10 protein-coding genes, 1 tRNA gene and 2 pseudogenes are annotated in these 15,791 nt (G+C 51.9%); 4 read left to right on the forward strand and 9 right to left on the reverse strand.

Annotated features, from left to right (window positions below):
* Positions 1-10: 10 nt before the first annotated feature.
* From VH413_11545 to VH413_11555, 3 genes are all read right to left on the reverse strand, one after another.
* The gene (locus VH413_11545) at positions 11-724 is read right to left on the reverse strand and encodes a queuosine precursor transporter (GenBank protein HEX3799326.1); all 714 of its coding nucleotides are present in this window, start codon (positions 722-724) and stop codon (positions 11-13) included.
* Positions 714-1,343: a GNAT family N-acetyltransferase gene (locus VH413_11550; protein HEX3799327.1), complete on the reverse strand. Its 630-nt coding sequence runs from the start codon at positions 1,341-1,343 to the stop codon at positions 714-716. Before VH413_11550 ends, VH413_11545 begins: the two co-directional genes overlap by 11 nt.
* Before the next feature lie 264 nt (positions 1,344-1,607).
* Positions 1,608-1,829, reverse strand: coding sequence for a hypothetical protein (locus tag VH413_11555; protein HEX3799328.1), 222 nt, complete (start codon positions 1,827-1,829; stop codon positions 1,608-1,610).
* A 101-nt stretch (positions 1,830-1,930) separates the two neighbouring features.
* On the opposite strand from VH413_11555, the pseudogene VH413_11560 reads away from it, so the two are divergent.
* Positions 1,931-2,120: pseudogene (locus VH413_11560) on the forward strand (ATP-binding protein).
* Between the two features lie 55 nt (positions 2,121-2,175).
* Here the strand turns inward: VH413_11560 and VH413_11565 are convergent.
* Positions 2,176-3,981: a PEGA domain-containing protein gene (locus tag VH413_11565; protein ID HEX3799329.1), complete on the reverse strand. Its 1,806-nt coding sequence runs from the start codon at positions 3,979-3,981 to the stop codon at positions 2,176-2,178.
* A 148-nt stretch (positions 3,982-4,129) separates the two neighbouring features.
* Here VH413_11565 and VH413_11570 point away from each other — a divergent pair, with 148 nt between their 5' ends.
* Both VH413_11570 and VH413_11575 read left to right on the forward strand, forming a co-directional pair.
* Positions 4,130-4,891, forward strand: a complete 762-nt coding sequence (locus VH413_11570) for a hypothetical protein (GenBank protein ID HEX3799330.1) — start codon at positions 4,130-4,132, stop codon at positions 4,889-4,891.
* A 3-nt stretch (positions 4,892-4,894) separates the two neighbouring features.
* Positions 4,895-7,957, forward strand: coding sequence for a type IV secretion system DNA-binding domain-containing protein (locus tag VH413_11575; GenBank protein HEX3799331.1), 3,063 nt, complete (start codon positions 4,895-4,897; stop codon positions 7,955-7,957).
* Between the two features lies 1 nt (position 7,958).
* Here the strand turns inward: VH413_11575 and VH413_11580 are convergent, their stop codons facing one another.
* Positions 7,959-8,192: a hypothetical protein gene (locus VH413_11580; protein HEX3799332.1), complete on the reverse strand. Its 234-nt coding sequence runs from the start codon at positions 8,190-8,192 to the stop codon at positions 7,959-7,961.
* An 82-nt stretch (positions 8,193-8,274) separates the two neighbouring features.
* Between VH413_11580 and VH413_11585 the strand changes: the two genes are divergently transcribed.
* Complete coding sequence (locus tag VH413_11585) at positions 8,275-9,777, forward strand: recombinase family protein (GenBank protein HEX3799333.1); 1,503 nt, start codon at positions 8,275-8,277, stop codon at positions 9,775-9,777.
* On the opposite strand, the gene VH413_11590 is transcribed toward VH413_11585, so the two are convergent.
* The 4 genes and pseudogenes from VH413_11590 to VH413_11605 all read right to left on the reverse strand — a co-directional run bounded on the left by VH413_11590 (position 9,745) and on the right by VH413_11605 (position 15,777).
* Positions 9,745-9,834: transfer RNA gene (locus VH413_11590), tRNA-Ser, on the reverse strand. The two genes, VH413_11585 and VH413_11590, sit on opposite strands and share 33 nt — an antisense overlap.
* Positions 9,835-10,178: 344 nt before the next feature.
* Positions 10,179-12,320: pseudogene (locus VH413_11595) on the reverse strand (nitrate reductase).
* Positions 12,310-14,016 (reverse strand): NirA family protein, encoded by a 1,707-nt coding sequence (locus VH413_11600; protein ID HEX3799334.1) that lies wholly within the window; start codon positions 14,014-14,016, stop codon positions 12,310-12,312. The pseudogene VH413_11595 and the gene VH413_11600 overlap by 11 nt, the downstream one beginning before the upstream one ends.
* The gene (locus VH413_11605) at positions 14,017-15,777 is read right to left on the reverse strand and encodes a sulfite reductase subunit alpha (GenBank protein ID HEX3799335.1); all 1,761 of its coding nucleotides are present in this window, start codon (positions 15,775-15,777) and stop codon (positions 14,017-14,019) included. It abuts the gene before it with no gap.
* Positions 15,778-15,791: the final 14 nt, after the last annotated feature.

Consider the following 15,791-nt stretch of genomic DNA (forward strand, 5'->3'; position numbering starts at 1 on the left):
AGACATTAAATTAATAAGCCTTGAACAGCCTAATGCGATCCTTTTTGTCAAAGTGTTCTACTCCCTCAAGTGCTTTTAGTTTTGCGACTATACGATAGGTAACGGGAATGGCAATTATTTCATATAATACCTTGAATAGCCATCCCGATATTACGGCCAACACAAGCAAATGATTGTCAAACACTCCAGCGAAGCCGATAATAACAAAAAGCATGGTATCCACTAGTTGACCGGCAGCTGTAGAGCATACAAGCCGAAGCCATAGATGCCTTCCTTCGTGCATCATTTTTAGCCTAGATACAATTGCAGAGTTAGTTAATTCTCCAGCGAGATAAGCCAGAGCCGATGCAATAACTATGCGCGGCACGAGTGAATAAATCGCACTAAATTCCGTTTGCATGGTCCATCCGGGAGCCGGAGGAAGCTTGATAGCGACGTAAAGGGCTAGGCTCATAAAAACGTTTGCAATTAATCCCATGTATATTATTCGACGGGTTCTGTTGAAGCCATAGACCTCTGTTAGGACGTCGCCAAATATATAGCTAATAGGGAAAACAAGTATTCCAGCGCTAAAGATTGCGGGGCCGCATTGAAATAATTTGGTGGCCAGCAGATTTGATACAAGCAGAGTAGTAACGAAGCTGATAGTTATAATATCATAATGCTTCGGAACCCAATCCCGTTCGGATTCGGTAATACGGAGTTTTGCTGATTCAATTGTCATGTTGTGGAAGTTGTTGGTTGGTGTTGGCGGCGGGATTTTGTTGCCGAGGAATCTTGCGAAACCAACGAAAGCCAGGAGTGGCCCAGGCCTCCTTACCAGTAATCTCCTCCCCGCACTTCAACATCGCGAGTTTTAAGGCGAAAAGATTAGTCGGCAAAACACGTGCGCATCCGGCGATGAACCCGCGTTCTATACCCACTGATTCAGCTGTGTCGCAAAGCTGTGAACCGACGGAAATGTGTCTGGTTGTTGGAGCGACAATTAGGTGACAAAGCTCGATATGCAATGGAGGGAGTTGCGGATTGTCCGCAGATGAAAGTGTGCAGTAACCAACGGGCTTCGAAGTTGACACTTCGAAGGCAACGAGAGAAATCACGGCTGTCGTATTCCATTCAGCAAGTATCTCTGGACTCAAACTCTCGGCGTCATTCCCTGATATTATCTTTAGCGTTTCTGAGTCTTGAACCCAAGAGCATATCGTTGCTGCGTCAGTGGGCAAATATTCGCGGACGCGAAAACGACCTGATGGTACGAGGGGGGGGCTTAAAGATGCGACGATATGCCCTGCATCTTTAGCTGGTTCCGATGATTTCTCGGCAATTGGAGTTTCGAGCATCATTTAATGATAATGATTCTCAACGTAAAAGCAAGCCCGCCAATCAATACACATTCTTTTTGCCAATGGTCAACATTATCTTTTGTATGTTTGGCATCGGGTGCTGCTTGAGATTGGCTACTTTTCTAGCGCAAGGCGATAATCTTCAAACTGACTACATATCATGTTTCTGGGTGCATCAATAGACCACTGCTTGAACGTCACTCGGTTTACGAGCTTTGCTTTTATAGGGAGTATTTTTTTCCTTGCACGACGCTTATAGCCGCTTTAGTAAAGTACCATATCTGCATGTTCCCTTAAACACCATTCCCTCCTTTCGTACTTGGAATTCCAACCTGGGAATTGTGCTATTTTCGTCCAAAACTTTCTTTGAAGTTTATGCCTTCCCGCTTCCCAACCGCCAGCGTTTCTTTGTCCGCCCATGATGGCCTGACAGTCTTTCGCTTTTATTTTATGGTCATAGAGATACTTTTTGATGCGGTCGACCATGTGGTCGATTTGGTTAGGCTTCAACACGCTTTTGTATAAATAGCTGCAATGCAGTGGCTTTTCACACTTGAGGCTAATTTGGAAAAAGCGCCTCACTGCCAACAGCGAGCGACGCCGCTTTGCTCGGCGGCAATATCAATCCCATGGCCGGCGAAATTTCACTCGCGCATCGCGGTATTTTGTGTCTTTCTTGAACCGCCCGAGTTCAAACGGAGTGTGCTCAAGTCCATGCGCAAGCCGCTTGAGGAAAGGCGCTTCACCATCTCGCGTGCTACCAACACACTGACCTTCCGAGAGGATTTCACTTTGATTAATAAGTTTCTTGCATGATCCGTTGACATCGACGCTAATTTTCCTCACTGGCGATTGCTCGCTGAATACGTGCTGTAACATTGGACACGCCCTCTGTCAGTTGAGCTTGTAGCTTATCGCTCAATTTGCCGGTATCACGGATACGAATCGGAGCATAGTAAACATTCACTGGCGTGCCGATCAGATTTCCAATACTGAATTTTTCCACAGCCTCAGTTTTGTACTCCAAAACTTTAAAAATAACCTGAGTTTCAGTATCGGTCGTTTGCGCGCCCACGATGGCACAGGTGCGTCGCCCCGCGATGGTATTAAGGAACGTGCTGAATTCCTGAGTCGCTTCGAGTTCAAATGTCTCAGGCGCGGTTGAGGTATCTCGGGTAATCTTGAAAGCGGGCTGATTTGCCAGAGCCATAATGATTGCCGCCCGTGCCTTATTTACCGGCATGGGGGTCTTCAGTTCGTGCGGTTCAAAATACTGTTCGCCATTCTGTCTGACAAGGCACCGCTTGAAAACTTCCCGGCCACGGTTGAGACGTTCAAGTCGCATTTGTTTTCTTTGCCCAGGTTCCTTTTGCTTGAAATCGGTAAGTATTTGATTCACCTCGGCGTTGTCCGGCAAATAGTTGATCGTCCTTTCGAGTTCCGTCAGGCCAGCGATATAGTCCCCACGTTTCCCCATCGCCTCCGCTTGCCGCAAGCTTGAATAACCCATCGATTCGCGCTGGAGTTTCAGAGCCGCGGGGTCGTCTCGTTTCGCCAGCAATGCCTCATCCGCTGCCTTGGACGCCCGCTCGAACTCTCCGTTCGCGAAATATTGCTGCGCCGCCTTCAATGCTGCTCCATAATTTCGTCCGACCAGGTTTGTGTGGAAACTGCAATTCTGGTCGGAGGCAATATCCAAGGAGACAGATGCGAGTTCGTAACCGTCCTTTCGTAAGGTAAAATGTTGATTGCCCACCGGCAGCTCTGGGATTGTCACGGGTGTCACTCCCCAGTCATGCCCATTGTCAGAGAGAACCGTTGCCCCCGAAGGTTCGGTCACCAAATAAGCGACGCCGTATAATAAATCTACTTCAAGCGAATTTGTTGCCGACCCCTTAATAGAAACGGTTTGTTCAAATCGATTGTTATGGTGTTGGGTAAGAAGTTTGTATTCCCCTTCCGGCAGTTCTTGAATATTCGCCGGAAAGCCGCCGGCCTCAATCAATCGGTTTTTGCTGTTCATCAATTCAAAGGATGCTCCTTCACGATTGCAAGTCATTGAGAGTACTCCCAAACGTGGAGCGACCCGCCAAAAATTGGTTCGGTTATAAAAAATTTCGACTTCATCCTTCTGAAGCCAGTGGGCATATCTCGTTTCCACGGAATAAACGCCCGTTGGCATGGAAATCGCAATGCCGGAGCTATTCGTCAATGCTTGTTTGAACTCAGGTCCGACAATGGTGATCGAAACCGCTTCTGGTGCGGCGTGGAGTTCCAGGACTCCTGTTGTTCTCTTGAGATAAATATCGCCAAAATCATGTGGCCCATACCAGACGAATAGATTGGTTGTAAATGTTTCGCCCTTTGAATGCTTAATCGTAAACGTATGCCATCCCAGTGGAATCATGTTGCCGCTTTGAATGTGCTGGTTACCTAAGGTTGCTTCGGCATCGTATAGAATTCCGAAATCAAGGATTCTTGGTGAAAAGGTGATCCGGGTTTGCTCCATCAGTCGCTCATGTGTGCGAATGCCGAAAAGAAATAGAACGAACAGAAGCCATAAGCACAAAGGTCGCAGGACACGAAGCCAATATTGCGTTCGGCTTTCTAAAACCACAGAAGAATCCTCTGCTGTCATTGTCCGTATTTCTTTCCCTTTGGGTCTCGAATTTATTTCGAGACGTTATCCCTGGAACGACAACCGGCAGCGTAGCAATTTTCTCAACTCACTTTATGGTTGACCATTAAGTAGAACTGATGCCATGGTTAATTGCAGATAATCTATTATGGCTACCTCCGGCGACAAGCTTAAAGTGAAGGAGATGTTGCGTCGTTCCATTGATTTCGTGTTCGGCTTCAAGAACAGAAAAGGTGAAGTCCTGGATTACTGGATTTACCCTGCCGATGCTCTCGGCTTTTCCTCGGCTGATTTTTACGCAGCCGTCGAGCAGCAGATGGCCGCTCGCAAGATTCCCGGCATGGAAATAGTGCGCCAGGAATTTGCCGAAGGTGGATTACTTTCCGATAGGCGAGCTTATCTGCGTTTGATGCGCGAGAGATTTGCTATCACCACGTGCGCAGCGCCCATGGGAAACTTTTTCTTTTTTTCCTGCCGGTGCATCTATGTTCCCGCGTTGGTCCGGCTCTGGCATATTCTTGCTGCCATCGTCTTTTTCTTTCTCGCTTTTCGAATGCTTATTATTCCACTCGGAATTACCTTCGCATCAATGGCGCTCGTTGCGTTAATTTTCGCCATCGCCGGAGTTCTTCGGAATGCGACGGCTGCTGGATTTTCCGACCTTGACGCGTTTTTGCTTAAAATGCCTGTAATTGCCACGATCTATGAAAACTGGTTTCGGGAGGAGACCTATTACCGTGAGGATACGAGAAATTTGTATCTGAAGCTGTTGCCGAAGCTCATTTTAGAACTCGCTGAAGGCGAGTGTGCAGCGAAAGGCGTCAAACTTCAATGGCAGTTGCGTCCCATTCCCGAGATGCAGGATTTGAATAAGTCCGGTGCATCAGATAAGAAGCCAGCGGCGGCCTGAGGTATGGCCTCAGTCCATGAACGACTATCCGAGCAGTTTTACAAATGGGAATTGCGCGGGCGAGGCTGGCAGGTTTTCGACAACCCGGTTCATCCTGAACCCCTTTTTGAACCATTCGTCGGCCACTATATTCCAGACGTTAAGACGCTCGACGATGGTCGCAGGCCAACTTTCCTGAGTTCTTTATTCCGAAAGGTCAGTCAGCGACCGTCATTGCCGTCCGTTGAGCCGGAGGTGGAAGAGCCACCGGAGGCAAAAATTCTTGTTCGGGAACCGCTCATCGAACTTCAAACTTCCCTTCCGGCAGATTTCAATATCACGCGCGAAGTCTTCGAGCAATTTTTGCTCAATATATCTTTGTGTCAGGAACCCGTCGCTTTTGAGGTTCTCGGAAGCCATAACCAAGTGGTCATGCAGTTCGCGACTCATCCCAATGATGCATCGCTTGTCCGGCGTCAGTTGCAAGCGCATTTTCTCGAAGGCATGTTTCTAACGCAGGAAGGCACGCTGAAAGACACGTGGGATAGTTGCGAAGGTGAGGATGTGTTAGTCGTCGAATTCGGTTTGGCGCGAGAATTCGTGTATCCGCTCGAAAGCGGTAAACTAGATCCTTTTGTGGGCATTGTCGGTGCGCTCTCCGAATTGCGACCGGGCCAACTGGGATTATTTCAAGTCCTCTTTGAACCTGTCCGCGAGCCTTGGGCTGAAAATATCGCGCGCTCCGTGACCCATGCTGACGGGAAACCCTTTTTTGTCAATGAACCTGAATTAGCAAAAGCGGCCGAACAGAAAGTGGCGCGTCCCCTCTTTGCCGCCGTTGTGCGAATGGCGATCCGCAGTGAAGCTTTTGAACAAACATTGCAAGTGGCCCGTGATGTCGCTGGTTCCCTTCGCGTGTTCGCGAATCCGAAAGGCAATGAACTTATTCCGCTCGCGAACACTGATTACCCGTTCGGAGATCATATTGAGGACATGCTGCGCCGGCAATCGCGCCGCTCGGGGATGTTGCTTAACAGCGAAGAGCTAACCGGTTTTGTGCACCTGCCCTCGAAATTGGTGCGCTCACCGGCATTCAAACGCGATGCTAAAAGAACCAAAGCCGCGCCCGCGATTGTCCGAGGACATGCCGGGGTCGTGCTTGGCAACAATCCGCATGGAGAAAAAGCCACGCCCGTCAGATTGGCTTCTGAGCAACGGGTCCAACACATGCACGTGATGGGTGTGCAGGGCACGGGCAAATCGACATTTCTATTTAATTTAATTCGCCAGGATATTGAGAACGGCGAAGGGCTGGCCGTGCTTGATCCCCACGGAGATTTGGTCGAACAAATTCTTGGGATAATTCCTCCCGAGCGTATTCAGGACGTCGTCTTAGTTGATCCCTCAGACGAGGAATATTCAGTGGGTTTCAATATCCTTTCGGCGCATAGCGATGCTGAGAAAAGGCTGCTCGCCTCCGATTTAGTATCCGTTTTTGAGCGCCTTTCGAAAAGCTGGGGCGATCAGATGGGCAGCGTGCTTCAAAATGCGATCCTTGCCTTTTTGGAGAGCGACCGAGGCGGCACGCTTACCGATCTTCGCCGCTTTCTCTTGGAACCGCCATTTCGCGCCAAGTTCCTCGATAGCGTGCGAGACCCCAACATCGTCTATTATTGGCGCACCGGCTTTTCTCAACTTGCTGGCAATAAATCCATTGGCTCCGTCATTACCCGGTTGAATGATTTTCTAGCACCAAAACCCATTCGTTACATGGTGTCGCAAAAAGAAAACCGCCTCGACTTTGCTGACATCGTGGACAGCGGTAAAATCTTTCTCGCCAAACTTCCCAAGGGAGAGATTGGCAAAGAAAACTCCTTTTTGCTCGGTTCCCTTTTAGTGGCGAAGTTTCAGCAGATGATTATGGCGCGGCAGGCGCAACGGGCGGCGGCACGGAAAGACTTTTTTCTCTATATCGATGAGTTCCATAATTTCATCACGCCCAGCATGGCTGAAATTCTGACCGACGTGCGAAAATATCGCCTGGGAATGATTCTTGCGCATCAGGAATTGCGCCAACTGGAACGCGACCGCGAAGTTGCGAGTGCAGTTCTTTCCATGCCGTATGCGCGCGTGCTTTTCCGGGTTGGGGATGCGGACGCCCGGGCGATGGAAAACGGCCTCTCCTTCTTTGAAGCGCGGGATTTGCAGAACTTGAGCAAGGGTGAAGCTATTTGTCGGATAGAAAAGGCTGACAACGATTTTAATCTGACGGTTCCCTTTCCGGAGCCAGTTGACCAGGAGGGGGCAGAGGCGATCCGTCTAGCGGTGATTGCGGCGTCTCGGCAAAGTTATGCAGCGCCGCGTGTTGACATTGAAGCCGCGGAGCGAGCGGAATCGGAATCGACCGTTGAGGAAGCAGAACCCGTGAAGGCAAAGAGGACTCGTCCGGTCCCGCCGCCAGTCGTGGAAAAAAAGGCTGAAGAAATCCAGAAACCACCGGTTCAAGAGAAAGTTGATTCGTCCGTTACCGCAGAACCTTTTCTCAAACCTGAGCAGCCGAGGCTGGCTGCGCGCGATCTTGGCCGGGGCGGCGCCCAACATCAAGCGATTCAAAAACGGATCAAAGCGGCGGCTGATGAATTGGATTTCCAAAGCCTGATTGAAAAGCCCGTTTTGGATGGCCAAGGCAGTGTCGATTTATGGCTCGCTCGGGGAGCGCTTTCCATCGCTTGTGAAATCTCTATCTCAACCACCATCGACCACGAAGTTGGCAATGTCGCTAAATGTCTAAAAGCAGGAATTCAACTTGTGATTGTAATATGTTTGGATGATACGAGATTGCGAAAAATAGCTGCCGGAGTAACGGGCAGCTTGGGTGCCGAAATGGCGGCGCGGGTTAGATACTTTCAGCCAGATCAGTTCATCGCACATCTGCAAACTTTACCCATCGAACCGACTGAAAAAAAACCCACCATGCGTAGGGGGTATAGAATCAAAACAGTCATCTCAGAATTGTCTCCGGAAAAGCAAAAAGAGAAGGACGCCGCTGCGATACGAGCCATTGCGGATTCAATGCGCAAAAAATGATTTATTTTGGTTTAAGATAAAAAACAGGACCGATAATTTTGTATGTTGAATACTCCGCGATCATGCGTGCTCTTAATCGAAGCAGGCCATGTCCGGGTGTTTCCTCAGCATGAAAAATAGACGTTTGGGTGACGCGCATGTCACGCGCGGCTTGAGCGCGCGTTTTACCAGCTTCTTTCCGAAAGCGCTTGGCCGCCGCAGCAAGTTGTTTTTCGGTCAGGTATTTTTTAGCCATACTGCATTTATACAATATGTAACCGATTCGGCTATACTTTTATCTTGCATTGAAGGCGTGAATTTTGGTATGAACTCGTGCTATGAAGGAAAATAGTGCTCCGAAAAAACGAGTGGGCATCTGGATTCGTGTTTCAACAGAAGACCAGGCTCAGGGAGAGAGTCCAGAACACCACGAACACCGTGGTCGTGAATATGCAAAATTTAACAATTGGACGGTATCGGAGGTGTATGACCTCGCGGGTGTGTCCGGAAAGACCGTCATGGAGCATTCGGAAGCGAAGCGGATGCTCTCAGATTTGAAGCGCGGACACATTTCAGGTCTGATTTTCTCAAAACTTGCCCGGCTTGCCCGAAATACAAGAGAGCTCTTGGATTTTGCTGATTTCTTCCGAGAGCACAATGCCGACATGATTTCATTGCAGGAAAAGATCGACACCTCAACCCCCGCAGGACGCCTTTTTTACACCATGATTGCTGCCATGGCTCAGTGGGAACGTGAAGAAACCGTGGATCGGGTTAAGGCGTCCATTGCCGTTCGCGCCAAACTTGGAAGTTCGCTCGGTGGCCCGGCTCCGTTCGGGTATGAATGGAAGGACAGAAAACTTGTCATCCATTCCAAGGAAGCTCCCGTCCGAAAACTCATGTTCGATCTGTTTTTGAAACATCGCCGAAAAAAAACCGTCGTTCGCCTTCTCAACGACGCCGGGCACCGGACTCGAAACGGCTCATGTTTTACAAGTAAGACGGTTACGCGTCTGTTGCAAGACCCCATCGCTAAAGGCGTTCATCGCGGCAATTACACTACGCGAAATGGACAAGGCAAAGGATGGAGTGTGAAACCGGAAAGTGAATGGGTTTTGCATGAAGTCGAAGGAATCGTAAGCGCGGAGGTCTGGGAACAATGCAATCAACTCATTGGCGATTCCCTGAGCAAACAGAAGCGTCCGGCCAAACGCCCTGTTCATGTCTTCGCGGGTGTTACTGAATGCAAATGTGGGGAAAAAATGTATGTGCCTTCAAACAGTCCCAAATACATTTGCCGAGCATGCCGAAACAAAATCGCCATCGCCGATCTCGATGCCATCTTCTGTGAGGAAATCAAAGCATTCTCAATTTCGCCGGATGCCATTGCCGCGCATCTCAACGACGCAAACTTAGTCACCTTGGAAAAACAGAGGCTATTGGCTGTGCAGGAGGAGGATTTGCAACGCCTGGGCAAAGAAATCAAACGCACCTACGACCTTTATCAGCAGGAAAAATTGGATGCCGATGGATTCTCCAAGTTTTACGCGCCTTTGGAAGAACGCAGAAAACAGTTGGAATCAGCCATTCCAGCGTTACAAGCCGAAGTGGACGTGCTGAAGGTGCAGAATGTGTCGGCGGCCGAAGTCGCAGCACAAGCGAGCAATTTATACGACCACTGGCAAATCATGCAGCCAAGCGAGAAAAGAGAAATCGTGGAAATCATTACAGAAAAGATCGTGGTGGATAAAGACGAAATCGCCATAAACCTTTACAGTCGTGATTTTTGTAAAGATATGGCAAATAGGTGGCGGAAGGGGTGGGATTCGAACCCACGGTAGGGTTGCCCCTACTCCTGATTTCGAGTCAGGTGCCTTTAACCACTCAGCCACCCTTCCATTTTCCATCAGAGACTTGCAATCACGGCGAAAAGGCTTCGCCGAATGCGTCCTGACATTGCACCGGGCAGGAGGAAAAAACCAGACTTTTTTGCGATGGCCGATTTTATGGATCGTTGATTTTGATTCTTGTCTTTCAGCGCTAAATCGCGGCAGCATTATTTCCCTGCCAAGATTTGTTCGACGAGTTCGTTGATATAGATTCTTTGGGTGGCGGTGAAGGGCGCGGCAGCCGGGATGCGCGGAACTTTTGCGCCTTCGCCGTGGCGTTCGGAAACTTCCGCGATGAACGCGTACAAAAAATCTTTTTGTTGTGGCGTGAATTCCTCTTGCGCCGGCAACGCGACTTTTGCCAGCGCCACGGCGCAGAACTTGAATTCCGGCTGCAACGAGATTTCGTCAACGGCATCGTTGGTAACGGCGTTGACGGTCAAATTCTCACCGAAAAGATCGTTCCAATGAAATGGCACGAAGCAATCGCCGGGGCGCACGCGATCCGAAATCTTCACTGGATAAATTGCGAAGCCGCGCCGGGAACTTACTTTGATGAGATCCCCATTTAGCGCGTCGAGTTCCGCGACGTCATCGGTGTGCATCTCGACGAAAGGGCCCGGATTTAGTTTATTGAGCGACGCAATTTTTCCAGTCTTGGTCAGGGTGTGCCACTGATGCGCCAGCCGGCCGGTCGTCAGGGCGAAAGGAAAATCGGCATCGGGCAGTTCCGCGGGCGGAACGTAAGGCCGCGCAAGGAAGCGCGCTTTCCCGGAGTCCGTCGGGAAACGAATGACGGGTGAGGTTTTTTCGTTCGACAAATAGCGGATGGCTTTTCCGGTTTCGTCATCGGTGTCGCATGGCCATTGTTGAGTGTGGTTTTGCAGGCGTTCGTGGGAAATGCCTCCAAGATCGTAACCGGTCTTGGTGTTTCGTAATTGGCGTATCTCGTCGAACACGGCGGCGGAGTTTTTGTAAGGAAAACTTTTCTCGAAACCCATGTAACCCGCCACTTCTTTGATGATTTGCCAATCGGGCAAGGCGTCGCCCGGCGGAGAAACGGCGCGTTCCATCAGTGTGACACAGCGTTCAGAATTGACCATCGTGCCCTCGGCTTCCGCCCAGAGCGCGCCGGGCAGAAGGATGTCCGCGTAGCGCGAAGTTTCGGTGGGATGATAGGCATCCTGGACCACGACCAGCTCGGCGCGTTCCAAACCGCGGATCACGCGCTGGCGATTCGGCATGGAGGCGACGGGATTCGTTCCGATGATCCACACGGCTTTGACTTCGCCGGCTTCGAGGCCCTTGAAAAGCGCGACGGCATCAAGCCCGGGCGTTGAGCGAATGGAATGCGGCGGCAAGCCCCAAAGTTTTTCGATGAACTCGCGATCGCTGACGCGCGTCACGTCGCGCTGCCCGGGCAAAGCGTGGCTCATGTAACCGACTTCGCGGCCGCCCATCGCGTTCGGCTGGCCGGTGAGTGAAAACGGTCCGCTGCCCGGCCGGCAAATTTTCCCGGTCGCGAGATGGAGATTGCAGATGGCATTCGTGTGCCACGTGCCGTGCGTGCTTTGATTCAAGCCCATCGTCCAAAAAGTCGTGAACTCGGGAGATTCCCCGATCCACTTGGCGGCGGTTCGAATATCCGCCTCGCTCAAGCCGGTGATTTCCGCGACGCGACGTGGTGGATAATTGCCGAGCAACGCCGACAACTCCTCCCAGCCTTCGACATATTGCGAAATAAATTCTTCGTTTACCGCGCCATTCGCGCGGAGCAAATGCAGCAAACCATTCAACAACGCCAGATCTGTGCCGGGCTTGATTTGCAAAAATAAATCCGCCTTGTCCGCTGTTGGTGTGCGGCGCGGATCCACGACGATTATTTTTGCGTTGCGCTTTTGCCGGTTGAGCAATCGCAAAAACAAAATCGGATGGCACTCCGCCATGTTCGCGCCGATCACGAGCGCGCAGTCGAGTTGGTCAATGTCCTGATACGAACCGGGCGGCCCATCCGCTCCCAGCGAAAGTTTGTAACCGCTTGCCGCGCTCGACATGCAAAGGCGCGAATTGGAATCAATGTTGTTCGTGCCGAGAAATCCCTTGGCCAGTTTGCAGGCGAGATATTGTGCTTCGAGCGAAAGCTGGCCGGAAACATACAGCGCGACGGTATCCGGCCCATGACGTTTAATGATTTCCTGGAATCGTTCGGCAGTCATCCGCAACGCGGTGTCCATCGAAATTCTTTCGCGTTCGGAATCTTTTGACGCGCGCGCGAATGCCGAGGTTAGGCGGTCTTTTGTGGTAAGCGTCTCTGCGCACGAAAGCCCCTTGGTGCAGAGGCATCCGAAATTTGCGGGATGTTTTTTGTCGCCAGCGACGCTGACAACGCGTTCGTCCTTCACATGCAGCACCATGCCGCAACCGACACCGCAATACGGACACACCGTTTTGGCGTGCCGGACGTGCGCGGACGGTGTGGCCAAATCATTCGTCATTCGAGAACATGGCCTGGAGCGTGTTCAGATCGTGGCGCGTGCTGAACTGTTGAAAACTCTCCCGGCCCGCGCGTTTTTTCAGATACACGCGCAAAATCTTTTCAATCGTCGGCGATAATTCCGACGCGCGCAAACCGGTGAATACCTGACGGCCCACGGCTTGATGTTTCCCAAAACCACCGCCGAGGAAAACATGATACCCATCCTCGCCGCCGATTTTTGTGCCCAACAAACCGATGTCGCCCATGTAATGTTGGGCACAGGAATTCGGACAGCCGGTGAGGTGGATGTTGACCGGTTGATCCAGTTCGACATTTTTTTTCAGGTGGCGAATCAATTCGAGTGCGTGGCCCTTCGTGTTCGACTGGGCGAATTTGCAATAGCTGTTCCCGGTGCAGGCGATGACGCCGCTGGCCACGTGCGATTGCTCGACACCGAAACCGGACTTAGCCAGCGTACGCTTCAACGTGGCGACGAACGCATCCGGCACATTAGGAATAATAAAATTTTGCCAGACCGTCAGGCGTACTTCGCGGCTGCCGTAAAGTTCCGCGAGTTCCGCGAGGCGCAAAAGCTGTTTGGGCGTGATCTGCCCGGCGGGGCAGGTGGCGCCGACGTAATTCAGACCGCGTTGTTTCTGCGGAAAATCTCCCACATGCGAATGCGGAAGTTCTTGATCGGCCCAGCGAACCATTGCGGGATCCAGGGCGGCGCGGGTTAATTTTGTGCCGAGCTTGGTTTCCACCTGCGCCAGATATTCCTCCAGCGGCATTTTTTCGAGCAGATGTTTCAGGCGCGCGCGCTTGCGGTCGGTGCGGCAGCCGCGTTCGATGAACACGCGCACGATAGCCACAACCACTTTGTTGATTTCCGCGGGCGCGACGAGCACGCCGAGGTCGCGTGCAAAAGTTTTATGGCCCGTTGCGCCGCCGAGCGCGATGCGAAAGAAAACTTCTTCGCCGACCTTGACGGCTTTGACGCCGATATCATTCGTATCCTCGACGGAGCCGATGAGTCCGCCGCCGTCGTAGGCGATATTGAACTTGCGCGGCAAATTATAAAACGAACGGTCGTTGATGATGATTTGCGCGAGCGCGTGGACGAGCGGCATCACGTCAATTAATTCGACAGGATCAATGCCCGCGGTGGGATTCGCCGTGAGATTGCGGATATTGTCCGCGCCCGCGCCGCGCGTGTGCAGGCCGATGCTTTGGATGCAGCGCAACACTTCGGGCGCGTCCCTGGGCTGGATGAGGCGCATTTGCAGGTTCGCGCGCGTAGTGATCTGCACATAACCGCTCGTCAGTTCCTGCGCGATGCGGCTCAGTTCGCGAAGTTGAAAGGAGGTCAGCGCGCCGCCGGGAATCCGCAGCCGCGCCATGAAAGCGTCCTTCATCGGCGTGAGGAAAAATAATCCATTCCACTTGAAACGAAAGCCGTCTTCCTTATCGGGCGGTTTATTGTTGGTGGCGTTTTCGACGATTTGTCCGTAGGCGTCGAGCGGGTGCAATTCGCGTTTGACGCGTTCCTCGAAAATCAAATCCTCGAGCGCATCTTTCGCGGCGGCGGGCGCAGCTTCAATATCGGAGAATTTCAAACCCTGCTCCGTGAGCCCGGCGAAAAATCCTTCGAGATATTTTCGCTGATCGTCGTTCAGCGGTTCGCCATTGATAAATTTGAGCGGCAGATTACTCATTCAATAAACGTCCCGTTGATAGCGCTTGTCCGTCTTCAATTTTGCGACATAAGCCTTGGCGTCGTCCGCGCTTTTACCGCCTACGGTTTCAATGATCTTGTGCAGCGCGGCATCCACGTCCTTCGCCATGCGCGAAGCGTCGCCGCAGACATACACGTGCGCGCCATCCTGCAACCACGACCAGAATTCGGTTCCGTGCTCGAGCATCCGATCTTGCACATAAATTTTTTGCGCCTGATCGCGCGAGAAGGCGGTGGATAATTTTGCGAGGCTGCCATCCGCCTGCATCTGCTCCAGTTCGTCGCGATAATAAAAATCGCTGGCGGCGCGCTGCTCACCAAAGAAAAGCCAGTTCCGACCTTTGGCTGCAGCGGCGCGGCGTTCGTGCAGAAATCCGCGAAAGGGCGCGACTCCCGTGCCCGGGCCGATCATAATGACGGACGTGGCGGCATCGGCGGGCAGGCGAAACCCATGCGAAGTTTGAATGAACACCGGCACGGAAGTTTCCGTTCCGACGCGGTCGGCCAAAAAAGTGGAGGCCACGCCTTTGCGCGCGCGACCATGCGATTGATGGCGCACGACGTTGATGGTCAAATGCACCTGGCCCGCATGCGCCTTCGGACTCGAAGCGATGGAATATAATCTCGGCGCCATTTTTTTAAGCTGGCCGATAAATTCAGCCGGCGAAAATTTCGCGGCTGGGGTTCGCATCAACAGGTCAATGACCTCGCGGCCCCAAAGCCATTTGCGCAAATCTTCCTTGCGGTCGGGCTCAAGCAACGCGCGCAAATCGGAATTGTGGACGGCCACATATTGCAGCAGTTCCGGCGACGGTTTCGTGATGTCAAACGTCTCACTGAGAGCTTTGCGCAAAGGAACTTCACCGCTTGAAAGGCTCACCGCCTCCTCGCCGTCACAACCCAGCGCGCGCAGCACATCGCTGACGAGTTCAGAGCAATTAACCGGATAAATCCCAAGGGCGTCGCCGGATTCATAATTCAAATCGGAACCGGCGAGGGAAATCTCGAAGTGGCGCGTTTCTTTTTCCGAACCTTCGGCGTTCAATTTGCGATTGGTTAGCAATCGCGCGGCGAAAGGATTCGTTTTTGAGAAAACTTTTTCAGGCGCGGCCTCGGAAATTTGAATAGCCGGAGATTCGGCGGGAGCGTTTGTTGTCGGAGCCAATGCGCGCAATACGCCTTCCTGCCAAGCTTTGGCCTTCGCTTCGTAATCCAGATCGCAATCGGCCAACGGATGAATCCGTTTTGCCCCCAGTTTTTCGAGGCGTGCGTCCATTTTTTTCCCCGCGGCGCAGAACTGTTCGTAGTTGGTATCGCCCAGTGCGAGCACGGAAAAATGGAGATGCGCCATCGCCGCCGCCGCGTCGGTTTGCAGCCAATCCCAGAACGCTTGCGCGTTGTCCGGCATATCGCCATCGCCGTAAGTGCTTGTGACGACGAGCAAGTTCGTCTCTTTTGACCAATCCACCTTGGCGTGTTCGGCGGCATCAAGCACACGCGCGTTGCACCCCTGGGTCTTGGACTGTTTAGCGATTTGTTTCGCCAATTTTTCGGCGGTTCCGGTCTGGCTTCCGAACAATATGACGACGGGCACGGTTGCGGCGGGGGTTTCTCCGCCGCGGATTTCGCTCGTGTGGACGTAGCCTTTGCTGGCGAGGAATCCCGCCATGTAACCGTTCAGCCACAATCGCTGTTGCGGATTGAACGGCGCGTTCTCGGGTATGAATGGTATGGTTGGCATTTAATTTGTCAGGC

The organism is Verrucomicrobiia bacterium (assembly GCA_036268055.1).
Taxonomy (GTDB): domain Bacteria; phylum Verrucomicrobiota; class Verrucomicrobiia; order Limisphaerales; family Pedosphaeraceae; genus DATAUW01.